Annotated in this window: 18 protein-coding genes; 8 read left to right on the top strand and 10 right to left on the bottom strand. The window is 42.4% G+C overall.

What is annotated here, in order from left to right; all coding sequences use genetic code 11:
- Positions 1–41 precede the first annotated feature (41 nt).
- From uvrC to J8M00_RS06415, 3 genes are all read right to left on the bottom strand, one after another.
- Positions 42–1,865, bottom strand: a complete 1,824-nt coding sequence (gene uvrC, locus J8M00_RS06405; protein ID WP_211009495.1) for an excinuclease ABC subunit UvrC — start codon at positions 1,863–1,865, stop codon at positions 42–44.
- A gap of 14 nt (positions 1,866–1,879) precedes the next feature.
- Entirely contained in the window at positions 1,880–2,530 is a 651-nt protein-coding gene (uvrY, locus tag J8M00_RS06410; protein ID WP_023398753.1) for a UvrY/SirA/GacA family response regulator transcription factor, read from the bottom strand.
- A gap of 139 nt (positions 2,531–2,669) precedes the next feature.
- Positions 2,670–3,818, bottom strand: coding sequence for a dicarboxylate/amino acid:cation symporter (locus J8M00_RS06415; RefSeq protein ID WP_023398752.1), 1,149 nt, complete (start codon positions 3,816–3,818; stop codon positions 2,670–2,672).
- 199 nt (positions 3,819–4,017) lie between these two features.
- Here J8M00_RS06415 and J8M00_RS06420 point away from each other — a divergent pair, with 199 nt between their 5' ends.
- The 4 genes from J8M00_RS06420 (at position 4,018) to J8M00_RS06435 (ending at position 9,206) form a co-directional block, all read left to right on the top strand.
- Complete coding sequence (locus J8M00_RS06420) at positions 4,018–6,318, top strand: carbohydrate binding family 9 domain-containing protein (RefSeq protein WP_211009496.1); 2,301 nt, start codon at positions 4,018–4,020, stop codon at positions 6,316–6,318.
- Between the two features lie 180 nt (positions 6,319–6,498).
- A complete protein-coding gene (gene cysK / locus J8M00_RS06425) occupies positions 6,499–7,467 on the top strand; it encodes a cysteine synthase A (protein WP_023398749.1) in 969 nt (322 codons plus the stop codon).
- A 300-nt stretch (positions 7,468–7,767) separates the two neighbouring features.
- Positions 7,768–8,670 carry a substrate-binding periplasmic protein gene (locus J8M00_RS06430; RefSeq protein ID WP_211009497.1) on the top strand — a complete coding sequence of 301 codons (903 nt, stop codon included), beginning with the start codon at positions 7,768–7,770 and terminating at the stop codon, positions 8,668–8,670.
- A gap of 185 nt (positions 8,671–8,855) precedes the next feature.
- Positions 8,856–9,206, top strand: a complete 351-nt coding sequence (locus J8M00_RS06435) for a hypothetical protein (protein ID WP_211009498.1) — start codon at positions 8,856–8,858, stop codon at positions 9,204–9,206.
- Between the two features lie 51 nt (positions 9,207–9,257).
- On the opposite strand, the gene queE is transcribed toward J8M00_RS06435, so the two are convergent.
- Complete coding sequence (gene queE / locus J8M00_RS06440) at positions 9,258–9,923, bottom strand: 7-carboxy-7-deazaguanine synthase QueE (protein WP_211009499.1); 666 nt, start codon at positions 9,921–9,923, stop codon at positions 9,258–9,260.
- Between the two features lie 146 nt (positions 9,924–10,069).
- On the opposite strand from queE, the gene queC reads away from it, so the two are divergent.
- From queC to J8M00_RS06460, 4 genes are all read left to right on the top strand, one after another.
- A complete protein-coding gene (gene queC, locus J8M00_RS06445) occupies positions 10,070–10,726 on the top strand; it encodes a 7-cyano-7-deazaguanine synthase QueC (RefSeq protein WP_023398745.1) in 657 nt (218 codons plus the stop codon).
- Between the two features lie 172 nt (positions 10,727–10,898).
- Positions 10,899–11,129, top strand: coding sequence for a hypothetical protein (locus J8M00_RS06450; protein WP_211009500.1), 231 nt, complete (start codon positions 10,899–10,901; stop codon positions 11,127–11,129).
- A 405-nt stretch (positions 11,130–11,534) separates the two neighbouring features.
- Positions 11,535–14,054: a TonB-dependent receptor plug domain-containing protein gene (locus J8M00_RS06455; protein WP_211009501.1), complete on the top strand. Its 2,520-nt coding sequence runs from the start codon at positions 11,535–11,537 to the stop codon at positions 14,052–14,054.
- A gap of 285 nt (positions 14,055–14,339) precedes the next feature.
- On the top strand, positions 14,340–14,531 hold the full coding sequence (locus tag J8M00_RS06460; RefSeq protein WP_023398742.1) for a hypothetical protein: 192 nt from the start codon (positions 14,340–14,342) through the stop codon (positions 14,529–14,531).
- A gap of 416 nt (positions 14,532–14,947) precedes the next feature.
- Here J8M00_RS06460 and J8M00_RS06465 read toward each other — a convergent pair whose 3' ends face one another.
- The 6 genes from J8M00_RS06465 to J8M00_RS06490 all read right to left on the bottom strand — a co-directional run bounded on the left by J8M00_RS06465 (position 14,948) and on the right by J8M00_RS06490 (position 25,615).
- Positions 14,948–15,175, bottom strand: a complete 228-nt coding sequence (locus tag J8M00_RS06465; protein ID WP_023398741.1) for a hypothetical protein — start codon at positions 15,173–15,175, stop codon at positions 14,948–14,950.
- Between the two features lie 257 nt (positions 15,176–15,432).
- A complete protein-coding gene (locus J8M00_RS06470; protein WP_211009502.1) occupies positions 15,433–16,200 on the bottom strand; it encodes a hypothetical protein in 768 nt (255 codons plus the stop codon).
- Between the two features lie 155 nt (positions 16,201–16,355).
- Positions 16,356–17,645 (bottom strand): Glu/Leu/Phe/Val family dehydrogenase, encoded by a 1,290-nt coding sequence (locus tag J8M00_RS06475; protein WP_211009503.1) that lies wholly within the window; start codon positions 17,643–17,645, stop codon positions 16,356–16,358.
- A gap of 91 nt (positions 17,646–17,736) precedes the next feature.
- Positions 17,737–19,716 carry a UvrD-helicase domain-containing protein gene (locus J8M00_RS06480; RefSeq protein WP_211009504.1) on the bottom strand — a complete coding sequence of 660 codons (1,980 nt, stop codon included), beginning with the start codon at positions 19,714–19,716 and terminating at the stop codon, positions 17,737–17,739.
- A 152-nt stretch (positions 19,717–19,868) separates the two neighbouring features.
- Positions 19,869–22,055 carry a TonB-dependent receptor gene (locus tag J8M00_RS06485; RefSeq protein ID WP_211009505.1) on the bottom strand — a complete coding sequence of 729 codons (2,187 nt, stop codon included), beginning with the start codon at positions 22,053–22,055 and terminating at the stop codon, positions 19,869–19,871.
- A gap of 350 nt (positions 22,056–22,405) precedes the next feature.
- A complete protein-coding gene (locus tag J8M00_RS06490) occupies positions 22,406–25,615 on the bottom strand; it encodes a non-ribosomal peptide synthetase (protein ID WP_211009506.1) in 3,210 nt (1,069 codons plus the stop codon).
- Positions 25,616–25,643: the final 28 nt, after the last annotated feature.

Raw genomic sequence — 25,643 nt, forward strand, 5'->3', positions numbered from 1 at the left:
ACTACTTAAAGAATTCTTTTTCTATATGTTCGCATGAAGTATCAAGCTTTGTCATGCAAATGGTTAAATATCTTTTCAGCCAACTGCGGACTGATCCCAGGCACTTGCCCTATTTGTTGTATATTTGCCGATTTAACGCCTTGTAGACCTCCTAAGTATTTAAGTAGCGCTTGCCTTCGTTTATTACCAACGCCGCCTATTTCTTCCAATACTGATTGTGTGCGTTGTTTTTGCCTTTTATTACGGTGCCCAGCAATAGCGAAACGGTGCGATTCGTCACGAATATGTTGAATTAAATGCAGTGCCGGAGAATCACTTTCTAAGTTAATCGTTTTTCGACCACCGTCAAATAATAGCGTTTCCAATCCCGGCTTGCGACTCGTGCCCTTGGCCACACCAATTAACATAGGGAGCTTCTCTAATTGCCAATGTTCGAAAAATGCCTCTGCTCTTGCCAACTGGCCTTTGCCCCCATCAATAAAAATAATGTCAGGCACTTTGGATACATCGGTCACTTTCGCGTAGCGCTTATTTAAAGCAAAGTCCATTGCTGCGTAATCATCACCAGGTGTGATCCCAGTGACGTTATAGCGGCGATATTCTCTTGTATTGGGGCCCTGAGCATCAAATACAACACATGATGCAACAGTATTTTCACCCATTGTATGGCTTATATCGAAACATTCCATGCGATCTATGTCGGCTAAACCTATCGCTTCTTTTAATAGGGCATAGCGTTTACTGATAGCATCTTGAGTGCTTTGCTTAACCATAATGCTATTTAAGGCATTTTTATTGGCAAGTGCCAGATACTGAGCTCGTTCGGCCCGTACATTGATACGCAGGTGCACTTTACGCTTGGCTAGTTGAGTCAAAGCTTCTGTGAGTGCGTGTCGCTCAGATAACTCAAATGGCAATACAATGTCGTTGGCAATTCGCGCGTTGGAGCCATTCGATACGTAATACTGACCAAGAAAAGACGTCAATATTTCATCTTCGCTTGAGTCTCTTGGTATTTTCGGAAAGTAAGTTTTGCTGCCCAGTATTTTGTGATCACGGATCATGAGCATATGAATTGCTGACAAGCCATTGCGTTGTGCGTAGCCAATCACATCCATTTCTGCAAAATTGCCAGCAACAGACTGCTGCTCTTGCATCTGTCTTAGCAAGGCAATTTGATCTCGATACTTAGCCGCAGCCTCGAAATTAAGTGCCATACTAGCCTGTTCCATTCTAGATACAAGAGCTTCGATAACAAGGTGTGACTTACCACTTAAAAATTGCCTAACCAGATCAACCTGCTGAGCATACTCATCATCAGTGACCTTATCTACACAGGGTGCAGAGCAGCGCTTTAATTGATGCTGTAAGCAAGGGCGACTACGGGCGCGATAATAGGCATCTTCACACTGACGCACTGGAAAAATCTTTTGCATCAATCTGAGGCTTTCAGACACAGCCGCACTACTAGGAAATGGTCCGAAATACTCCCCTTTTTGCTTTCGTGCTCCTCTGTGAAACGCAATTCTGGGGTGTTTGTGATCAGTGAGTAAAATATAAGGGTAAGACTTGTCGTCACGCAGTAGAATATTGTAACGCGGTTGGTATTTTTTAATTAAATTGTTTTCGAGCAATAATGCTTCGGTTTCAGTATTGGTCAGTGTCACTTCAATGTGAACAATATTGCTAACCAAAACCCGCGTTTTGCTGTCGGGAATATTTGCCCTAAAGTAGCTACTTACTCTCTTTTTAAGGTTTTTTGCTTTACCGACATAAATAACCTGGTGTTCGCTATCATACATACGATAAACACCAGGCTCTGTGGTCAATGTTTTCAAAAACGCTTTGTGGTCAAACTCTGTCATTCAAATAGGTATGATCAACGAGAACTATCAATATCAATCATTTTATGACGAATGGCGAGGTGCGTTAGCTCAACATCACCACTTACGTCTAATTTCTCAAACATTCTATAACGATAGCTATTCACCGTTTTAGAGCTTAAGTTGAGCCGCTCTGCAATATCTTGTGCTTTTTCACCCTTTGTGATCATTAACATGATCTGTAGTTCACGATCTGATAAGGATTGAAAAGGGTTTTCATCGACTTTACCACTGAACTGTGCCAACGCTATTTGCTGCGCAATCTCTGGCGCAATATAACGCTGTCCTGAGTTGACCGAACGAATTGCATTGATCATCTCATCTGGTCCAGCGCTTTTGGTTAAATAACCATGAGCCCCTATTTGCATCACTTTGCTTGGGAATGGATCTTCACAATGTACCGTGAGCACAATGACCTTAACATCTGGACAATAACGACAAATCTTCTTCGTCGCCTCTAATCCACCTATGCCCGGCATATTCATGTCCATTAATACGATATCGGGTTCATTTTGGCGGCAAAAAGTCACCGCTTCTTCCCCAGTTTTAGCCTCTCCGACCACCTTGAAACCACGCACATCATCTAAGATGCGTTTGATCCCAGTCCTTACAAGTTCATGATCATCAACTAAAAGTACGTTAATCAATGGAACATCCTCACGCTAGCCCTTGGTAAAAAATCTTTTTTGATTCGCTTTGCGAGATTAACATATAATTTCGCAAAGCATAATCAATTACATCATGCCAACCCACAAATATACGACTATATTACTAGGTTTGGTTTGGCTACTCTCCTTTTTCAGAGAATCGGTTTACCCACAATGCAATCACACCGTCACCTGTGACATTACATGCTGTACCAAAACTATCTTGTGCTAGGTAAAGTGCAATCATCAAGGCTATCGCACTTTCATCAAATCCAAGCATGGACGTCAATAGACCCAATGCCGACATCACGGCACCACCAGGCGCACCCGGTGCAGCTATCATCACAACACCCAGCATGAAAATAAACGGCAACATTTCCAACAGCGATGGAACGGCCATCGTTGGAGATAAAAACATCACTGCCATTGCACAAGTTACGATGGTAATTGTCGAACCGGACAAATGAATTGTAGCACATAAAGGAACTGAAAAGTTTGCTACTTCTTCAGAAACACCGTTAGCCTTGCTCGCTCTCAACGAGACAGGAATGGTCGCCGCACTAGACATAGTTCCAATCGCAGTGAAATATGCTGGCAGCATATTTTTGACCAATTCTAATGGACTGCGTTTTAGCATCAACCCAGAAACAACAAACAAGGTTGTTAACCACAACCAATGCATCCCAACCGCAGCCACAAGTACCACACCAAACGTGCTAAGTGTATCAACAACCGTGCCAGCTACTGCCATTTCGGCAAATACACCTGCAATATAAAAAGGCAACGCTGGAATAATTACTTTAGCCAGCAGGGCATCAATGACGTCACGGCCCTGATCGACAACATCTTTCAACTGACCTAAATTTAGCTGGCTAATGCCAATACCAAAAATAAATGCAGCGGCAAGTGCCGTCATCACGCTCATCAGCGGTGGAATTTCTAATTGAATATAACCTTTTAACTCGGCGCCTTTGGCAGCTTCATAGGCAACACTCCCCTCAAAGAAGCCCGTTGCAAATAATACCAGTAGTACAGCCAAAGTCCCCGCGATCACAGTAGAGCTGTATGCAAAGCCGACCGTTTTACCTAAAAGGTGCCCTGATGTCTTAGGTAAACCGGCAATACCTGAGGCGATAAAGAACAAGATAATTAATGGAATTGTAAAACTAATTAGTTGGCCTATTATGACCTTAGCCGTATATAACAGCTCAGTCAGACCTAAAGGCAAGTACAAACCTGCCAAAATACCGCCCACAATACCGGCGATGAGTTTTATTATTAGAGACATAGTTTGTCCGATCTACATTTAAACCAAGCTCCTTTTTATCATGTTTTTACCTCTTAGGTATACAAATTCGATACTTTAACTTCAGTTCATTCACCTGAGTTCACCCGATATTAACGCAACTCAACGAGAATGAATTGTTGCTTTAAACTATTCTTATTAAATTAACACTCCATAGTTTCTGCGAATTAAACCATCTATCATGATTAGAAGTACCAGCCTTATATGCACCCTACTATTGTCTGCCGCTGCTGTTGCCGCACCGCAGCCAATAGAGATCCCATTTATAGAGCAAGCAGCCATAATAGACGGCAAAATAGATGAACCAATCTGGCAATCAGCTCAAGAAATCCTCATTGATAATGTCACCTGGCCTCATGAAAATATCGCAAGCCCAGTGTCAACGAAGGCCTTGGTTTACGAAAATGGTGAAGCGTTATTTATCGCATTTATTGCAAAAGACCCAACACCGAAAGAAATACGGGCACACTATCGAGATAGAGATAAAATCTGGAACGACGATCTTGTCGGACTGAAAATTGACTCGCTTAACACCAGCCAAAATGCTTACCAGTTCTTCATCAACCCGTTAGGGGTCCAACTGGACTCGATCGAAAACGAGCTAACCAAAAACGAAAACTCGTCTTGGAATGGTATCTGGTCGAGCAAGGGGGAGATTACACCAGATGGATATCGTGTTGAAGTTAAAATACCTCTGCGGGTGCTCAATTTTAACGACTCACAGGGCACCAAACAAATGGCCATGGAATTCCTGCGTTTTTTACCAAGGGATGAAAGGCTACGTATTTCTAATATGCAACTTGACCACAATAACAGCTGCTGGATCTGTCAAATGCCAGCGGTAAGTGGATTTGCCTCAGCTAAACAAAGTAATAACTTAACAATCACACCTGCACTGGCCATTGCACACACTCAAACACGTGATATTGACGACGCTGTAGTACCTGACTTCGAAAGTGATACCGACTACGAGCCCGGCCTTGATGTAAAGTGGGCTGTTACACCTGATACCACTTTAAACTTAACTGTAAATCCAGACTTTTCTCAGGTTGAAGTTGACACTGGACAGTTAAGTGTTAACAACAGCTTCAGCTTATTCTTTCCTGAAAAACGCGCCTTTTTCTTAGAAAACAGCGATTACTTCTCTTCCCATTTAAACTTGGTGCATACGCGTAACGTATCTGCACCAGATTATGGCATTAAAGCTACGAGCAGCAAACAAGGGCACACATTTGCCGGTTTTATTGCCAATGACGATTCAACACATGTATTAGTACCCGGTAATTTAGGGTCAAGCATCGTTTCACTTGAACAAAAAAGTGAAAACGCCGCGCTGAGATATCGCTATGATGCCAATGACCAGCTGTCTATTGGCACAACTGGCACCATCAGACAAAGCGAAGATTATCGTAACCAAGTCTTGAGTATTGACAGTAAATATCGCCCAACTAAACACGATACAATTAAGCTACAAGCCATCACGACCGACACTCAGTATGATCAACACTTTATCGATGAAGTATGTGATGACGATCCTATTGAGTCTTGTGAAATTGATGAAAGCGTTTTAAGGGTGCAAAACCATGGTGATCAGCAAGGATTGGGCTATTACGCCAGTTATGAACACAATCGTAAACACTGGCGAGCATTTGGGTCATATCGCAATTACGACGCAGCGCTACGTGCTGACTTAGGATTTATTTCTCAAGTGGATTTTAATAAGTTTATTACCGGGTTTGAATATCGTTGGTACGGGGATGAATCCAACTGGTGGAATCGTGCCAATTGGTACAGCGACTGGGATATTAGTCATAATGAGGATGGAGAGTTACTAGAAAAAGAAGTGCAATCAAACTTCAAAGTACAGGGCCCGCTGCAAAGTATTGTTCAGGTTGGGTTTGATCACCGTAAGCGTACGGGTCAACGACACGATGAAACGCTATTAGAAATAGACGGCAACACAGACATGTTCACTGAGAATTTCCAGTGGATGTATTTAGAGATGAAACCAAGAGCAGGCGTATTTGCAGGACTTAGATTGAATACAGGCAATAAATTAGATATTGCTAACAACCGTTTAGGGCAGCGATACATCGTAAAACCCACTCTAAACTTCAACCTTGGTCGCCACTTCGAAGTTAAATTGCGCCACACCTACGAACGCTTAGAGCACGACGGCGAAAATGTATATACCGCGAATTTGTCAGATGCACGATTTACCTACCAATTTGGTATAAACAGTTACGTGCGCTTGGCACTTATCAACCTTGATATAGAGCGCAACCAACACAAATATATAGATGACGTCGATAGCCGCTACAAAAAGCTCAGCACCCAGCTTTTGTACGCCTACAAATTAAATCCTGAAACAGTGCTGTTTGTAGGCTACTCTGATAGTGGCTATCAAGATGATGATTTAAGTGACATCACCAAAGATAATAAAACCTTTTTCGCCAAATTTAGCTACGCATGGCTACGTTGATGAAAAGCCCTGCTAATTACCCAAAGTAATTAGCAGTGTATTTTTTATTCGTTATAGCTATAAGCTTTTTTAATATATCATATAGCCATTCTTTACTTCTTGTTTTGCTACAGGATCAGTAAAGTGTGGCTATATTAAGTGTTATACACAATAGTCCTAAGCTCATTCAAGGGAACATTTATGTCTAAAGTATTTTCAGATAACAGCCTAGCAATAGGCCAAACTCCAATTGTTAAACTAAATCGAGTAACTGGCGGCAACGTATACGCCAAAGTTGAATCTCGCAACCCGAGCTTTAGCGTAAAATGTCGTATCGGTGCTTCTATGATTTGGGAAGCTGAAAAACAAGGCCTATTAGGGGATGGTAAAGAGCTGATCGAGCCAACTTCAGGTAATACAGGTATTGCCCTTGCATTTGTTGCGGCATCACGTGGTTACAAACTTACTTTAACTATGCCAAATACAATGAGTCTTGAGCGTCGTAAGTTACTAAAAGCACTAGGTGCAAACTTAGTACTGACTGAAGGTGCTAAAGGCATGAAAGGCGCTATCGAGAAAGCTAATGAAATTCTTGAAAGCGATCCTCAAAAGTATGTTCTTTTACAGCAGTTTGAAAACCCAGCAAACCCTAAAATTCACTTTGAAACAACAGGTCCTGAAATCTTTGATGCACTTGAAGGTAATATCGACTACTTCGTAGCAGGTGTTGGCACAGGTGGTACAATCTCAGGTGTAAGCCGTTTCTTGAAACAAGAAAAAGGCCTTGATGTTAAATCAATTGCTGTAGAGCCTAGCGATTCACCAGTAATCTCTCAAACACTTGCAGGCGAAGAGGTTAAACCTGGTCCACACAAAATCCAAGGTATCGGCGCAGGTTTTATCCCTGGCAACCTAGATTTAGAACTTATTGACGGTGCAGAGCAAGTATCAAACGAAGACGCGATTGCAATGGCACATCAGCTAATGAAAGACGAAGGTATTCTTGTCGGTATTTCATCTGGCGCGGCAGTCGTTGCGGCTAAGCGTATCGCTGAAAAGCCAGAAAACGCAGATAAAAACATTGTGGTAATTTTACCAAGCGCTACTGAGCGTTACTTATCTAGCCCAATGTTCGCAGATGAATTCAGCGATCAAGAGCTAGTTCAATAAACTGCCAAATATATCTATAAAGGCCAGTTTTAAGCTGGCCTTTACTTCTTATTGGATAATCCAGATAATCTCCTTCGCCTTTCCCCGTATTCTTACTAAACTAAACAAATAAATACAATATGAATATTAGCTACCCACCCTTGGTTGGTAGGCCCAACCACTGAGATTCTGTGGTTAAAGCATATTGTTACTCTGTAATGGTATCCATAATATACAAAGTCTGTTTAAGTCCAGTCTTGCGTTTATTTGACTTGGGAAAACCAAAATATAGCAAAATATATGCATAAGGAATTTAGTAAAATGAAATTAGTCGTAGGCCTTGTCATCAGCTATCTCATTCTATTTGCATCCCCTACCAGTGCAAGCCTACAAGTGGGATTTTTTAAATCAGGGCAATATCAAATGATTGTCGGAACGCCTCACGAAAACGGATACTTGTTCAGTAAAAACCCAACAAAAGAGCAGCTGCATTTAGTAACGCTAGATTGGCCCCCCTACATCGGCGATCAACTTTGTAATAAAGGGTGGGTTTTTCAATTTACCATTTCTCTGCTTGTTGATCAGGGATACCCGGTGTATGTCGAGTTTTTACCTTGGGCAAGGGCTGTTAAAGCTGCTGAATCCGGTCGAGCAGATATTTTGTTCCCAGAATACTTTATTGAAGATGCGTCCCCCTCTGACAACTATGAAGGGAAAACGAGACGTGAGTTGCTCGCATTATCCAATGCCTACCCGGGCGGTGAAATAGGTTTCATCAAACGTCGTGGCGAGCGGGACTCATTTGAAGGAAATTTAAATGCACTTAAGGGCACTACCATTGGTGTCGTAAGAGGATATCAAAATACCCCAGAGTTTGATGCGATGATGGACAATGGAGAGTTTGTCATTGTCAAAGCAGTTGACGACCTTCAGCTCGTTAAACTATTGGTGGGAAAACGAGTTGATCTCATCATTGGCGACCCAAAAGTGCTGCGCTTTACAGTAAGTTACTCCAATTTATCCAAATCTGAAAAAGTGACTTTATTGCGAGCTCTCGAAGATGTTCAACCCGCGCTTCGCTATAACAACTTATTCTTCGCATTGAGCAAAAAGAAACCTCGCTGGCGGCAGGTGCTCAACGACATCAACAAAGGTCTCTATATTTTTAATAATAGTGGCGAGACTGAGCGTATTATAGAGATGGGAAGCTCAGAGTGTTATTAAAGTTTCCCTTAGCTCTTTAACAATCACTGCCATAGAGCCACATGCCACCACAGTCGCGTGTCACCTGACAGTATTTTTTGACTATAACTTTAACTTTCAATAGATGGCTGATACCATGTACCCATATTGGGATTAAACCTAATATATCTATAAAAATATAAAAATATAAAAATAAAGGATTAAACATGAAAAAGCTTTTCTTCGCCCTTTTGGCCGTTTCGTCTTCAGCCCTGTTTACGACAAATGCGCAAGCATCAACAACAGGTCCAAAGATTGATAACCTGTACCCAACTTCATTTTACTTAAGGGGTGGTGATGGCCTGTATGTGGAGTTTCAGGCTGGTAGCATGCCTGGATGTAGTCATGGCAGAGGCGGACGCTTAGAGAAGTCAAACTTTAACTATGATCAACTGTACGCTTTGATGCTAACCATGATGACAACAAAATCTTTCTCCGGTCGAGTCATTTTCAATGAAACGAACCATAATGGCTGGTGGAAGTGCTCAATTTCCGGTATTGAAGCATTCCCACAATAATATGACCATTTTTGACATTTCTGTATAAATTAAAAGCGCTTCAAAGCGCTTTTAATTTATACCTATATACTTGTGAACTTGGATTGATAATCGCCAGTTTTTCTTAACACACGTATCAATGGCTAATTTAGTCGCCTTCGCCTTTTGACTGATCGGCTGTAAGTAAATAAGTTTAGGTCTCACCCCTGTTTGTTCAAACAGCGCTTCTAGCTCATCAATATGTTTTTGCATCGCAACTGGGTGCTTAATTTCATCCGCTCTTTGCATTGCCGAGGTCAATACCTCGTACCCACCACGCATATTAATTTTAGGTGATACCGTAACCCAAGTTTCTTTTGGAACCAAAACTTCAAACGTACCACTGGTTTCTACTTGTGTTGTGTATCCCGACTGGTGCAATTGCTCACACAGTTCGTTTAGGTCATACATACAGGGCTCACCACCGGTGATAACGATATGCTTAGCCGTATATCCGCGCTGTTCAAATTGAGTAATGATTTCCTGCGGTGTAGCATTGGCCCACCACTCTGAGTCTGCTTTTTTCTCTACCGTTTTGTCCAAACTCACTAAATAAGTCGGATTCACATCCCATGTTTGCTTTGTGTCGCACCAAGCACACCCGACAGGGCATCCTTGTAAGCGAACAAATATAGACGGGGTACCCGTAAAGCTTGCTTCACCTTGGATGGTTTCAAAAACTTCATTAATTTTGTACAAAACAGCTCCAAACTACTCAATATATTTTGCGAAAATAACCTGCTAAAATTGTCATTTTTTCAGCGGCCGTGTAGTATATCGCGCCCTGAAGCAAACCTCTATTAAAATCGAGGCAAAACCTGAGGCATTTATCCGAGGTATCTCCAATGAGCGAAAAAGTCGTTGTTATCTATTCTGGTGGCATGGATTCTTACACCGTGCTAAACAAAGCCCTACAAGAGGGGCATGAGGTTTATGCGCTATCTTTTAACTATGGGCAACGACATGTCAAAGAGTTAGAAGTAGCCAAAAGTGTCTGCGACAGTTTAAACGTAGCACATAAAATTGTTGATATATCTGCAATCAACCAACTTCTTGCTGGTTCTTCACTTACCGATGACATTGATGTGCCAGAAGGCCATTACGAAGAAGAGAGCATGAAAAGTACAATCGTACCGAATCGCAATATGATTTTGCTCTCTCTGGCAGTTGGTTATGCGGTTTCTTTGAAAGCCAACAAAGTATTTTACGGCGCACACTCAGGTGATCATGCTATCTACCCTGATTGTAGACCTGAATTTGTAAAAAAAATGGACGATGTTTGTCGGATCGCCAACTATGACGAAGTTGAGATTGTATGTCCTTATTTAAACAATTCGAAAATTGATATTTTGACGGACGGTCTAAAAATGGGCCTAGACTACCGCCATACTTGGACGTGCTATAACGGCCGTGAAAAAGCATGTGGTAAGTGTGGTGCATGCCAAGAGCGCTTAGAAGCATTTGAATTAAATAAAGCGACCGATCCACTACCATACGAATAAATGTCAACTGCTATACCCAAAATTAGCTTGGGTATAGCAGCCTCTGCAACTTTATATCGCTCGTCCATTCAAAACCTTTCATTTCTTCTTACACTTAATCTGACACTTGTCACTATACTAAGCACAAAATTCAACTATGATTAAGGCTAATCAGGTTAAGGAGATTGAGCTTATGTCAGGTACTACTATGGTATTTTTAATCGTACTTGTGAGTGTTGGTTTTGGTGTTATCAGTGACTTATATAGTAAGTACTTAAAAGCCAATAAGCTAAGTGGATTAAATAAACAAGAGAGCGACCAGTTAAAGAACGAAATCGCACAATTGAAAGACCGTGTCGCCGTGCTAGAAAAAATCGTCACTGATGAAGGCTACCAAGTAGATAAAGAAATCAAAAGCCTTTAGCGATTTCCTACGCTCGAACATTTATGCCATATCATCGCAAGTTTAGGCCTCAGGCGACGCCGCTATAGTGCGGCTACGCCAAACCCACGGCTAAAAATGCGTCATATTCTGTATCCAACCCCATGCTAAACAACCAATAAAAATAGGCTATTCAACACCTTCTAAAATAGAAGAATGTTAAAATACAAGAGGCAAAAAATTAATATATTTAATTTTATTAATAACTTGATAGCGATAAGTAGCGTTCCTTTTCTGAGAAAATAGCCAAAGGTTAGAAGTTATAAACTATAACAAAATTGAATTTAACGACGCATAAATTACTCTTTAGTATCCCCCCTCCATAAAACAATCAGCCTCATTCATTGAGCTATTCAGATCACCGAAATCAACTCGCTAGGATATACCATGTTAAAACCCAGCTTCTTGGCAGCGTCAGTCAGCCTGATACTCGCTTCTGCACCTGCTTTCACCCTTACAGCGCAGGCATCTTCAAGTCAGTCTCCTGAACTAAAGCCAGAAGTTATCGAAGTAACAGGTACTCGACGCAGCTTGCGCAGCATTGCGGAAAGTACAGTACCAGTCGATATCATCGGCTTGGACGAAATTAATAGCTCAGGTCAGTTGGAATTAAGTCAAGTATTGACCACACTAATTCCTAGTTTTAATTTTCCAAATTCACAGCTTGCCGATGGCACAGATCATGCCAGACCAGCCGTTTTGAGAGGCTTAGCTCCTGATCACACACTTGTACTGATCAATGGTAAACGTCGCCATTCAAGTGCACTATTAAACCTCAATGGTACTGTCGGGCGAGGTTCTTCAGCCGTTGACCTTAATATGATCCCTACGGCAGCGATTAAGCGCATAGAGGTACTCAGAGACGGTGCTGCGGCGCAGTACGGTTCGGATGCCATTGCAGGTGTTATCAATATTGTTTTGAAAGATGCGGACAATGGTGGGTCAATTAACTTTACCTATGGTAAATATGACACGCAAATGGCTGGCGTAAAACAGCTTGAAAGCACTTACCAGGATGACCAAGGCGAACTTGCATTTAACTTGGCTGATGATCGACGTATAAGCGACGGCAACACAGCTACTCTGAGTGGTAACATAGGTCTGCCTTTAGGGCAAAGTGGCTATATTCACCTCAGTGCAGAAACACGCAATAAAGCCCCTTCAAACCGCTCAGGTTTTGATCCAAGAGAACAGTATGACAGAGATGAGCAAGGAAACTTAGACCCAAGAGAGTTCGAGGCCGATCGTTACAACCATAGGTTTGGTAAAGCTGATATCGAAGATGTCGCATTCTTTTACAACGCAGGTTATGACCTCTCTGACACTCTGTCTGTTTATTCTTTCGGTAGTTATGCTGAGCGAGAAGGTAACTCAGGTGGTTTTTTCCGTCGCGCGAACGACAAAAAAAATGTCGTCGAGATTTACCCCAATGGCTTCTTACCACAAATAACAACTAATGTAGACGATTTTGCATTGGCACTCGGTGCAAAATCACATGTGGCGGGATGGGATTTAGACGGCAGCGCAAACTATGGCCGAAACCAATTCAATTTTGGAGTCACCAATAGCTTAAACACCTCAATGGGCACAGCGAGTCCAACTGAGTTTGAGAACGGCGCACTCGTTTATGACCAGCTGACACTCAACTTTGACGCTAAAAACAGCTTTGATCTTGGTTTATATGAAGAAGTATTCATCACCCTAGGTGGTGAGTACCGCAATGAATCTTACCAAATTGAGGTTGGTGAAGAAGCTTCTTATCTAACAGTGCTCAATGCAGATGGCACCCCAGTTGCCGCAGGTGGAGCGCAGGTATTAGCAGGCTTTTCGCCAGCAAGTGCGGTTGATGAATCTCGTCATAATATTGCGCTATTCACAGAATTTGATACATACCTTAATGCCGACTGGAACCTAATTGCAGCTGCTCGCTATGAAGATTACAGTGACTTCGGCTCCACCTTAACTGGTAAACTTGCGACACGCTATGCTATTAATGATGCCTTGTCATTTAGAGGTGCTATCAGCACGGGATTCAGAGCACCTTCTTTAGCACAATCATCATACAAGTCAGTTGCAACCGTATTTGAAAACGGTGTACCAAATGAAGTCGGTTTGTTTCCAGTCGATACGCCAGCGGCACAAGCTCTTGGCGCACGCCCTCTAGATGCAGAAGAATCCGTAAACATGACTGCTGGCTTTATCTATACAGACGACGTATTTAGTTTGACTATTGATGCCTACCGTATTGATATCGACGATCGAATTGTACTGTCAGAAAACCTAAGCGGTGACGCCGTCGAGCGTATTCTAAAGAATGCCGGAGAACAAAATGTCCAGCGAGTAAGATATTTTACAAACGCCATCGACTCGCGTACTCAGGGTGTCGATATCGTCGCAACTTATAGCTTTAACCTAAACTCTTTAGGTCGCCTAAATTTAAGTGCGGCACTGAACTTAAACGATACAGAAGTGACTCGAGTCAAAAACAACCCAGCAGAACTTGCTGCGTTGGGTGACGAATACCAATATTTTGCACGTCGAGAAATTGCACGCTTTGAAGAGGGAACACCAAAGGATAAACTCAACTTAGTTGCAACATGGCAGTATCAAAACTGGACAGCGATCTTAAAAGCAACGCGCTATGGTGAAACAACAGACTCATCAAGTACAGTCGAAAAAGATGAAGTGCTAGACGCTAAATGGATCGCAGATTTAGAATTGGCTTATCAGTACTCGGAACAGTGGCGCTTCGCTATGGGTGCAAATAACTTATTTGACCAATACCCGCAAGACACGGTCGGTAATATTGGGTTTAGTAACTTTAATCAGATATTCCCATATTCTGCTTTTTCTGCTTACAACACTGATGGCAGATTTGTATACGCCAAGGCCTCATATAGCTTTTAAATAAATTCCCCCTGTCACCTGTACGTGTGCGTATTGGTGACAGGGTATTTCCTCTCCCAGTTTATCCTGGCGCACCGATATTCACCTCTGTAAAAAACATGCTTGCCTTTTATTTTCTTTTCATGTTATTAATAAGTTAATATCATTTACATTCACATTTACCAATAAAGCATTATGGTAATAAAAAGGCTTACTCAGAACACTATTAGCCTCAAGAATAATAATGATATCACCTAAATATAAACCTAATAAGTAAGTACAAACAAAAAAAGAAGGATATTTATTATGAACTTAAAGCTAAATAAAAAAAGCATTAAAAAATTAACATCAGCTAAAAATGCATTGCCTAAAGGCGCTACACCGCAAGTAGCTGGTGGCTTTGAGATGAGCGTTGATCTGTGTAATACAGATGGTGTTTGTTGGACTCAACAGCGTCCAGGTCAACCATGTGGAATTTATACTGGTAACTGTCACTAATTAAATTTAGTGCAGTAAAAATATGTGCGCATAAAATTGGACCTATATCGATATTTTTTGCGCACATGTAAGTTAAACCAGCCGCACAGTTCCTTTTTCAAATCCAGTAGAATGCAATATCTTTCCACCGTATAAAACAAGCCTCTAGCCTGAAAAAATAAACACCATAAGTAACCAGCTTGACTCGCCCCTATAAAAAGCCCCAAAAAGCCAAAGACGATTCAATACTTAATAATAAATATAGATAACAAATAGATAATGGCAGATATGCACTGTGAAATTTTCACTACATGATTGTGATTGAAAAATATGAGCCTCTTGAAATTATAAATAACCGATGCCGATTACAAGCACGATGGACCAACAAAGTTTCTCCGAGAAAAAAATAAGCCGCGTTTTTCGCGGCTTAGCGATTATTACCAGTAGTGAATATATGAGTTTCTATAGTTCAAAAATTTATTTTGATATTTACATGAACCAATAGCTCGATACTCCTCACCATAGAATCCTGTATAACGATGCACTTTAACTAACTGCCATCGGCAGTTGTCATTAAAGCTTGGGTCACTGGATGACCATGCCAGCGCCTGTCCAGAGGCCATAAGTAGCCCTGCTAATACTGTACCTTGTAATAACTTATGCATGCTTAATCTCCTTAATGATTAATATGTCCGTAATAAAAATGTTTAACTAACATTGAAAAACTTCGCTTTGCACTTTTATGGCCCTACAAAGATTTTGACTTCTTTGGCCAACTCAATACCATCGATAATGCGTACAATTTATTATCGATCATCACCACTATTGAACTCACTTCGACACCAGTCGCACGCATTGGCTATACGACACAACGCCAAACTCACCACAATGAACAAGTGAACAGGCATACCCTAGCGCTTCCTTACTGCCCTATATTTTGACGAGGCCCCCCACCAGTCTTTGACAAACTAAACCCCCGCATAGTCCGCGCGATATAAACAGTCACTTCATCTGTTAGTGGGTTTTTTTCTATCATCATAGGTAACGCACCATTGCCGCCACCTAGCTCCGCCAGCGCGGAGCTTAAATCCATGGATAGGGTGCGTACCTCGTCATCACTTGCTACAAACACACCAACCGCACATTGACTACTGCGGCATTTGGCGCGCTCGAACGGATATATACTTAGCCCATCCGTATCGAAAAGCTCAGTTAGTACTTGCTCTTGTGGTATCGCCCACTCTTCATCAACTGGCTCGTGTGCAAACATCGTCGCCATATTTGTACCATCCGGTTCACGTTGAGATTGGATATAAAGTTCAATATCTTTGATAGCAAATTCTGATTGGAGCTGAGAAAAGCGCGCTTGAGATAACTGGGTATCGCCGCTAAAAGAGGAAAGTTGCGTCACACCTATTTGCGCTTCAGGCAAAGGAAATACGTTTAACTTGGTATCGTCACGGGGCGCAACCATGCTGACAAGAACTGGGCTTTCATCTTCTAACGCCAACTCATGCTGAGAAGGCATTTCGAGACATACATTATCAACTTGATTATCAATGTGGGAGTCGACCAGAGCGACTGCGCCCTGACGATTAGTTAAAGTATCGATAGCGTACATACTTATGAGTAAGACAAGCACGTATTTAATAGAAATTTTAGTTTTTAAAATTGTGTCGATTGTGGTCATTAAATATGCATTACATTTGGTTACCTCTTGCCGTTTTATAACGCAGCAGTACAAAAAACAACCAGCACTACTGTTATTATGAGAATAGTATTGGAAGATGCGTGATTTAGTATTGTGTAATTATTCTAACTACAATGCGTACCTTTGGCTCTGAACTAAGAGTTAGCACTAAAATAGTCATGGGTTCCATGTGCTTCTATCGCCAATGATAAGTTTTTCAAAGCCAGCGCATAAACAGCTTCTCGCATATCAAGGTTACCGTCGGCATGCAGGGACCACGCTTTTTCAAATGTGTTGTGTATATATTCTGATAGTTTTTTCGCGACTTTGTCTTCACTCCACTGCATTCCCTGACGATTTTGGCACCACTCAAAATAACTCACAATGACGCCCCCTGCATTGGCTAAAATATCTGGGATCACTAACGTATTTTTAGCTTTTAGAATGACATCGGCTTTGGCACTAATTGGCCCGTTAGCAATTTCGACGATTGTTTTTGCTTTGATTTGAGCAGCATTGCTTTGAGTGATCACCCCTGCAATCGCCGCCGGTACTAAGATATCAACATCGAGCTCTAACAATGCTTGATTGGAGAGCTTGGTATGCTCTATCAATTCGCATACCGACCCTTCACAGTAAACAGCTTGCAGTTGTTTACTATGCAGCTTTTTGAACTCAATACTTTTAATATCCAATCCCCCTTCCGCGTATATGGCCCCTTGAGAATCACTGACTGCGACAACTTTATAGCCTGCTTGTTGAAGTAGTTTTGCGCATTGCGCACCGCCATTACCAAAACCTTGCACTGCAACCGTTTTTTTATTTCTCTGCCAATCAAGTTTACTGGCTAATGCTTCGATACATAAAAACGCCCCTGTACCTGTTGCTGTATCTCTACCGCTACTGCCGCCAAAGATGAGTGGCTTACCAGTGAAAGCCGATGGGGATTTACAGCGCGTAATGGTTTGATATTCGTCCATCATCCAGCCCATGATCCGTTCATTGGTATACATATCCGGCGCAGGGATATCTGTATCCGGGCCAATAAAATCAGCCATTGCGCGGACATAGGCACGGGAAAGACGTTCTATTTCAAGTGCAGAAAGCGACTTTGCATCCACGGCCACGCCCCCTTTTGCGCCACCAAATGGCACATTAACCGCGGCGCACTTCAGCGTCATCCAAAGTGCCAACGCTTCAACCTCATTCTGATCGACATCCAAATGAAACCGGATCCCACCTTTTGTTGGTCCTAACAAATTATTGTAGTGGCAACGATAGGCATTAAAATAGGCTGTCTTACCATTGTCTTTACGAATCGACACGTAACAAGTTAGGGTGCACAAAGGCTGACTTAAAGCCTGAAGTGTATCTTTAGAAATGTTTAGTTGATTTGCAATCGTCGCAAGCCGCGTCAGCGCATCTGCCAGTATATTTTCCGCCATAGTAGGCTCCAATTGTAGGCTGTGATACCCAAACTCTAGCTCTCACTGGGCGACATTTCTAATTGTATGGCGAATATTCTCAATCTCTTAACTAAAGTTGAGTCGATATTTCTGCAATAAAATGACTCGGCTTTTTCGGAGACATGATATATGTTTGACGCTTTGCGCGAGTCAGAGCAACATAGAACAAACGTCGTTCTTCTGCATCTGGATAGACTTCCATCTTAGGTAAAAAAGCATCAATAATTTCGTCGTTTTGACGCTTAGCTGGGACTGAATCACTATCAAGGCCTGTCAGAATCGTGTAGTCCGCTTCTTTGCCTTTTGCCGCATGAAACGTCATTGCACTAATATTCAAGTGTGTATACTGCTCATTTAATAATAACAAAGCTTCTTTTGACGGCAATTGTTTATGATAACGCGCCAAAATCATCACCGACATGTTACGTGCTGAGTTGCCGGCTATTTTTTTAATCACAAAAGTGAATGAGTTCTCTGATACTTCAGGGGTAATCAAAACTGACGGTTCATCAGGCACTCTTTGTGCTCGCACTTGTTTGACAATTTGCTGTGGGTTTTGGCAGACAAAATCACTGGCTAAATCTAGCAAATCTTGACCATAGCGAAAGGTTTTATCCAATTGCATCACAGTCGACGGACCAAAGTGCTGTGCAAAATGTGTTGTCAATGTAAGGTCTGCACCACTGAAGCGATATATAGATTGCCAGTCATCCCCTACCGCAAATAGGTGACTGCGCGGATGCTGGGCGAGCAATACTTTCACTAATTCTGCGCGCACAGGGGAGATATCTTGAAACTCGTCCACTAAAATATGTACCCAAGGACTGCGAAACTGACCAGACTTTACATACTTAATCGCTCGGCTGATCATATCGTCATAATCAATGCTTTGTTCATTGGCCAAATATAATTGGTATTCAGTCAAAACTGGACGAAACACCGCCAATACTGATTCATACTGCCCTTCTATATGTTGCATACTGCCTAAACTTGCAGCCTGTTTATATAAACCAATCAGTTCACAAAAAAGGCGTACAGCGCGCGACACTGACGGCGAAGCAAAATCAATTTCGGTATCACTTTTTACCAATTTGAATTCTGACTTTAGTAGCGTAAGAAAACGTGTTTTAAACTCTTGGTCTTGGCACAGAGACACCAGTGTTTCATGTATAAACTGTCTCTTTTGCTGCTCGCTATTAGACATGTTTGACAATACTGGCGCACGACCCTCAACCTCCGTTAGAATAAATGTTCCGAGGCTGTGAAATGTTCGGCATGCGGCATCAAATTGTGCATATTTTAGGCGTTGATGCATTTCATCTGCCGCGTCTTTGCCATAGGCTAACATCAGTATCTGGCTACTCTGCGCAATTTTTGACGCCAACAAGTAACCCACTTTGGCAATCATCACACTGGTTTTCCCAGTACCAGCACCAGCAAGCAGCAGTTGTCTTTCATCTACCACCACACAGGCTCTACGTTGTGCAATCGTTAATGGCTGTGCAGATACTGAATCAAAATAGGCTTCAAAGTCATGCAACTGCTTTTTAATAAAAGCTTCCCTGAATTCATCGATATCCTGTTGCTGCCAGTGGTGTACTTCTTCTAGTGTGAAACGTGTTTGGCCTAAATGGGGTTCAAATCGCTTGTCTAAAGACCAAGTTAACCAATACTGGGCTAATTCCGAGGTCATTCGCTGCGCAGCCGATAATAGACTGTGTGATAAATAGCGCTTTTCTAGCAATGATTCCAACTTCAAAATACTTTGCTTTAGCTTGTTCACATGGGAACTCAACCACAGCTTTTGCAGCTCGAATTGCGCAAGCTCAATGTCACATGTCTGAATGCGTACTTTAAAGCTCGCATCGGCCGTGAACACCTGTATTTTTGGCGTGATCTTGCCGTTGAGTATAACTGGGGGCTGAGATTGTGACTGCCACGTATACAGCTTTTTGACCGACTTAGTCTCTATTGAAATTCCTTTCGCAGAAATCGCCATGGCGCTAACGCCATCCATAATTCGAGATAATGTGTGAACAGTAAACTGCATTCAATCTTCAGCTTGAGTCGAGTGTATTGCAGAGTGTAGGGGAATCCAACAGGGCTGTCATTGAATATTCGTTGCGAAAAGCCAAATTTAAAAAGCGCTTTCAATTTTCTACAAAAGTTAAAAGGCCAGCATAAGCCGGCCTTCTTGTTAAGTTAGTCTAGCCAAAAGTCTTTTCTGAACTTTAAGCCAAATTCACTTCGGTCATTGCTGCGCATCACACCAACAAAGCCAACTTGTTGTAAACGGCCAACATCATATACTTCGTTAAATACATTCTCACCATATAAGGTAATTTCTGTATCGCCTTCGCTGTTAGTATAAGAAAGATTGAATCCAAATAACTCACGAGATTCAATGAATTCATTTGGGTTATTCACTGACTGACCCTGCATATCAGAACGGTAAGAGTAGCTTGCATTCACAGCAACCGTCGCACCTGAATCAAGGTCCATAAAGTATGAAGGAGCAACCATAACAGTCCAACGCGGCGTCAAAGCTGGTGCATTACCTACCGTGATCCCTTGCACACCCTCATCAACATGTGTGATTTCAGAGTCTAGGTAGCCCATTGAGCTACGAATGCTAAAGTCATCTGTCACAGCGACTGTCGTTTCTAGCTCAATACCCTGCGCGCGTGATTCACCGGCATTTTCAATATAAGTATTGAATCCATTTGACGGGTCATTAAATGGCAACGCCAAATCTGTGTAATCTGTGACAAATACCGCAACCATCATAGACACACGGTCATGAACTTGGCCTTTAAAGCCGACTTCGTAGTTAAGCGCTTTAGTTTCATCAAATGAAACAAATGCATCGCCACCACTAAATGGGCGCGGTGGAAAACCACCACTTTGATAGCCTTTTTGTATTTGTGCGTACACATTCATATCACGATTTAATTGATATGCAGCATTCACATCCCAAGTCACTTCATCAAACTCTGCTGTCGCATTTTTCCTAAACCAAGTGAAATCCGCAGTCGCATCTTTGGAGTCTTCCGAATACCTTAAACCACCACCCAAGCTTAACTGCTCGGTAATATCAAAACTCGCATTAAAGTAGGCTGCATAAGAGTCGGTTTCTTGCTCAATACGGAAAGAACCCGGTGCAGCTGGCGTATTGAATGGCGAATATACGTAAGGTGCCGATGCTGTGAAGCCATCTTCGTTAAAGTAATACAAACCCGATACAAAATCCCAAGAATCAAATGTACCATTTAGCTGAAATTCAACTGAAAACTGATCTGCACCACCCTCTTCAGGAAACTCTGACAAATGAAGTGGCGTACCATCATCATCAAGGCCACCGGTGTAATCAGAGCTGCGCTTGCTGGTGATAAATTTCACTGCGTAGACATCATTTACTTGCCAATCTGCAATCACTGATGCCCCCCAACCAGAGTAGTCAGTGCTCTCAATGCCTGCCACTGTTGATCCTAAGTCATCAGGGTTGTCTGGTAACATGCTCTCTTTCAGTAATGGGAAGTCGCCATTGTCAGGATTATTTGCATCAAGACCACCTGTTACCTCAATTGTGTAAGGAGATTGCCCTGATTCGTTATCCACCCCATCAAGGGCTACATTTAAACTAAAGTCACTGCTTGGCTGCCATTTAAGCGCCAAACGACCACTCATTTCTTGTTCTTCACCAATTTCTTTTTCAGGGTTAGCTAGGTTTACCGCATGGCCAACACCACCGCGCTCTTTATAAGACGCGTTAGCTGCAAAGCTCCACTGGTCATTGATGGTTTGGTTTGTGTAGATATCTCCACCAAGTCTGCCTCGAGAGCCTACTTTCGACTCAACGCGAACAATGTCTTCACTACCAGGCTTTTTAGTGATGATGTTAACCGCACCACCAAGCGTATTACGACCATATAGTGTGCCTTGTGGGCCACGAAGTACTTCTACACGCTCAATATTAGGCAGCGATAAGTTTGACCCCATCTGACGGCCTAAGTAAACACCATCAACATAAACACCTACGCCAGGATCTGTGGTGATAATGTGATCTTGAAGACCAATACCACGAATAAATACCGAAGCATGCGCGGCATTACCAACACCATAACGAGTGATATTTAGATTTGGAACAAATTTACCAATGTCATCTAAATTGCTCATGTTGCCTTTTTCAATAGCTTCCGAGCCAATAGAAGTGATCGCGGTTGGTGTTTCAAACAGGCTTTCAGTACGTTTACGTGCTGTTACTTCAATTTTCTCAAAGGTATTATTTTTAGCCTGAGTATCTTCAGCTGCAAAGGATGGTAAGCTCACTGCGGATAAAATCGCAGCACTAAGCGCAGATAGACCAACGCGTGGTAAAACTGTTGTCATAAAATCTCCAAAGGAATCGCCGTGTGTGTATTCAGCCTGAGGGAGGCTGCTAGCTTATTCTGTATAAAAAACAGACATAAAAAAAGATGCGTAATACGCACCTCTTTCCTCTGGAAGGCCATTATACCCAATAAATGACAAAATCTAAATAAAAATTTAATGAATATTTTTATATGCAAATATTTTACCTTTAAAAAACACTTAGTTTATATAAACTGCACTTTCAAAAGTAACCATTTACATCTCCCAAATTTGTCATTTGACGGCGTGCTCTGTCAAACAGAGCACGCGTAGCTTTTATACTAAAGTAAGCTTATTTACACTGAATGCCTTATCCATAAGCAAAATGTCTAAAACGCCATAATCTCAACCTCATCGGCAGCTGCAAGCGCTTCATCAAGGGCTAATTGCGAGATAGAGAGTGCGACCAATTCAGCTTGTTGGTGAATGGTTACTGCGCTAAACAGCTCCGCAAGTTGCAGTTCAACCCCTAAATGGCTATCTATATTTTGCAAAAGTTGATTCACTAACAATGAATGACCACCTAAATTAAAAAAACTGGCTGCGCAGCTGATCTTTTCGTTGTCCAAGTCCAGTAGTTCCGCCCAAATTTGCACCAGCTTTTCTTCAATTTCTGTAGATGGAGCGACATACTCACCATGCAAATTGCTACCTTGCGGGTCGGGCAATGCTTGTTTATCAATTTTTCCATTTGGCGTAAGTGGCCACTCTTCAATGAATATCAATAAGCTGGGCACCATATATTCAGGCAATTGGGCGCTCAATGCAGCTTTGATGGTGTCAATTGAAGCCCCATTATTTGACTCTTTATTATGCTGTTTTATATACCCGACAAGTTGCTGACTGCCCGCGATATTCGCAGTCACAACTTGTGCAGAGTGCACAGCAGTGAGGCGGTGCAGCACACTCTCTATCTCTGCCAGTTCAATTCGAAACCCGCGGATCTTCACTTGGTCATCTATTCGCCCCACGAACTCCAGGTTATCATCTGCTAAATACCTAACTAAATCGCCAGTTTTATAGAGCTTTTTGGAGCTACCTTTAATGTTATGGTCGTAATATGGATTGTCGATGAAACGCTCAGCAGTCAAACTTGGCCTGTGTAAATATCCACGAGCAAGCCCTTGCCCACCAATATAAAGCTCCCCAATTGTTCCATGAGGCTGAAGCCTTTGTGCCTCATCAAGTACATAAAACTGCGTATTTTGAATCACTTTGCCCAAGTGACAATATGACGTATCGAGGGTTGCAATGGCGGACCAAACGGTTGTCTCTGTCGGGCCATACATATTAAAAACCTGACTCTGAGGACACTTATTGTGGAAGGTTTCTAACAGCGTTGGAGATAGGGCTTCTCCACCACACAAAAGAGACATTCTGGCGCTGCTTTGCCAACCGTAATCGAACATAGATTTCCATAAACTCGGCGTTGCCTGAATTAATGTGATGTGGTGATTTGTTACCAATTGGATGATTGTTTCAGGTGTTTTACGCTGTTCATCACTGGCTACGATGAGTGTAGCTCCCGCGCTCAACGTGACGTAAAGCTCCAGTACATGAATGTCAAAGTTAATGGAAGTTTGCGCTAATACCTTATCTTGACAAGAAACCGATAACTTATCACACATACTTGAGATGAAATTTGACACTGATTGGTGCTCTATCATAACCCCTTTGGGTTTGCCGGTAGAACCCGATGTGTAGATAACATACGCGAGGTGTTCAGAGTTTAACCCCAAAGTGCGTTTATCAAGATTGTAAGTATCAAAGTCGACCAAAAAGTGATTCGATGTCGTCGCAAAGTCATCAAGCTTCACAACAGTACCCAGATACGAGGCCGGTAAAGAGTGTCCACCAGCCTTATCAGCCAGCACCACTGCGAGCTGGGTATCTTCAATCATATAGCTAAGCCGATTTTCGGGGTAAGTCGGATCCAAAGGAACATAAGCCGCCCCCGCTTTCATTATCCCGAGCAGGCTGATGACCATCTCGAAAGAGCGGCTCATACAAACACCAACCAAGGAGTTTGGTTGTACGCCCTGATCGCGGATTAAATAGTGTGCGAGTTGATTGGCCTTGTTATTTAATTCCTCATAGCTCATGGATTCGCCATTGCAAATCAGCGCAACTGCGTCAGGTCTCGTATTTGCTTGATGCTCAAAAAGCTCGTGAATACACTGACTTTTTGAGTAGTCGACCCAGCTGCTATTAATGCCATAGACCAAGTGTTGAAACTCTGCACGGTCAATAAAGGGAAGCTCTTTCACCGTATAGGCTGAATCGTCGCAAATGGCAGAAAGTATCAGCTCGAATGATGTCAACATGCTTTGAATGTTCGAACGCTCAAACTGTTCAGCTGAAAAATGACAGTCCAGACTAATACCGTGACTAGACTCAACCACGTTAATTGATAAAGGCACTGGAATAATTACCGGTAGAGAGTGGCATTTGCGAAGCGTGCCACCGATACGCGCTAGCGGCAGGCCATCTCCGAGCCACTTTTCATAGCTCAACACCACGTCAAAAGCTGGTATCGTACACTCTAAGCGTGTAGATAGATCGCGACGCTCTAATCCATCCACCTCATCTAATGACTCCAATAGCGAGTCCCACACAGCTTCTAGAATGATGTCAACACGGGTATTTTCATCTACAATATGACGACTGCCAATAACGGTATCAAAAGCCCCTAACATATCATTTGATAAATTGTCGCGACGCGTGGAAACCACATGTCCTACATGCCAATCAGCTAAACCAGCTTTTAATAACATCACACCAAAGGCACATTTCAAAACTGCAAAAGAGGTTACCCCCTTTGATTGAGCGAATTCCTTTAGTTTGCGAACTTGATTTGCGCCTATATTGTACTGTTTAAAAACAGTATGACTGTCTTTCGAGTCTTCGCTCTGAGCCAAATCTGTCCGTCTATACACGTCACCAGCACCGGACTGAGCAATAAACGTTTTCCCCGCAGACTCCAAAAGGCAAGCCAAATATTGCCGTTTTACAGGCGCTAAGGCACTAACCAAGCCCCGGTCATAGTCTTCATATATCGAACAGAACTCATTTAATATGATTGCTTTGCACTCAGGCTCAGCAATGGCACTGTGAACACGCAGTATTAACACTGTGCGCACTTGTCCACATGCGCTGTCACATACAACTAACGATGCGGCAATGAGGGGCTCTGATGCGAGATCGAAACGCTTATTTTGCTCGGTTTGTATAATCTTCTCAATGAGCTGACTATCTGACAGCTCAAACTGTTGCAGCGCTATGGCACTTTTTGGTGATACATTGACATGCACTTGTTCGCCACTTAGTACGAACCGAGTTCGAAGAATATCATGGCGAGCAACAAGCGTATTTAGCGCCTTTTCCACCAGCGTACTGTCAATTTGAAAGTCAAACTCCAATACCAGCGTACTATCTAGAGGAGCTTGCTCAGTCGGTGGACTTGCCGCAATTTTTAGCACTCTTTTTACTCGTGATGAAAGTATACCATCAGGTAAGGTGTTGCTTATCTTAGTATTCATTATGGATTCTTTATTATTGTGATTATTT

This window comes from Pseudoalteromonas luteoviolacea, assembly GCF_018100925.1.
Taxonomy (GTDB): domain Bacteria; phylum Pseudomonadota; class Gammaproteobacteria; order Enterobacterales; family Alteromonadaceae; genus Pseudoalteromonas; species Pseudoalteromonas obscura.

Excerpts from the sequence above, each read along its gene's own strand:
- J8M00_RS06490 (WP_211009506.1), bottom strand. The coding sequence starts at position 25,615 with ATGAATACTAAGATAAGCAACACCTTACCTGATGGTATACTTTCATCA.
- J8M00_RS06455 (WP_211009501.1), top strand. The coding sequence starts at position 11,535 with ATGTTAAAACCCAGCTTCTTGGCAGCGTCAGTCAGCCTGATACTCGCT.
- J8M00_RS06430 (WP_211009497.1), top strand. The coding sequence starts at position 7,768 with ATGAAATTAGTCGTAGGCCTTGTCATCAGCTATCTCATTCTATTTGCA.
- J8M00_RS06415 (WP_023398752.1), bottom strand. The coding sequence starts at position 3,818 with ATGTCTCTAATAATAAAACTCATCGCCGGTATTGTGGGCGGTATTTTG.
- cysK (WP_023398749.1), top strand. The coding sequence starts at position 6,499 with ATGTCTAAAGTATTTTCAGATAACAGCCTAGCAATAGGCCAAACTCCA.
- J8M00_RS06485 (WP_211009505.1), bottom strand. The coding sequence starts at position 22,055 with ATGACAACAGTTTTACCACGCGTTGGTCTATCTGCGCTTAGTGCTGCG.
- J8M00_RS06420 (WP_211009496.1), top strand. The coding sequence starts at position 4,018 with ATGATTAGAAGTACCAGCCTTATATGCACCCTACTATTGTCTGCCGCT.
- J8M00_RS06460 (WP_023398742.1), top strand. The coding sequence starts at position 14,340 with ATGAACTTAAAGCTAAATAAAAAAAGCATTAAAAAATTAACATCAGCT.
- uvrC (WP_211009495.1), bottom strand. The coding sequence starts at position 1,865 with ATGACAGAGTTTGACCACAAAGCGTTTTTGAAAACATTGACCACAGAG.
- J8M00_RS06435 (WP_211009498.1), top strand. The coding sequence starts at position 8,856 with ATGAAAAAGCTTTTCTTCGCCCTTTTGGCCGTTTCGTCTTCAGCCCTG.
- J8M00_RS06450 (WP_211009500.1), top strand. The coding sequence starts at position 10,899 with ATGTCAGGTACTACTATGGTATTTTTAATCGTACTTGTGAGTGTTGGT.
- J8M00_RS06470 (WP_211009502.1), bottom strand. The coding sequence starts at position 16,200 with ATGACCACAATCGACACAATTTTAAAAACTAAAATTTCTATTAAATAC.
- J8M00_RS06465 (WP_023398741.1), bottom strand. The coding sequence starts at position 15,175 with ATGCATAAGTTATTACAAGGTACAGTATTAGCAGGGCTACTTATGGCC.
- J8M00_RS06475 (WP_211009503.1), bottom strand. The coding sequence starts at position 17,645 with ATGGCGGAAAATATACTGGCAGATGCGCTGACGCGGCTTGCGACGATT.
- J8M00_RS06480 (WP_211009504.1), bottom strand. The coding sequence starts at position 19,716 with ATGCAGTTTACTGTTCACACATTATCTCGAATTATGGATGGCGTTAGC.
- queC (WP_023398745.1), top strand. The coding sequence starts at position 10,070 with ATGAGCGAAAAAGTCGTTGTTATCTATTCTGGTGGCATGGATTCTTAC.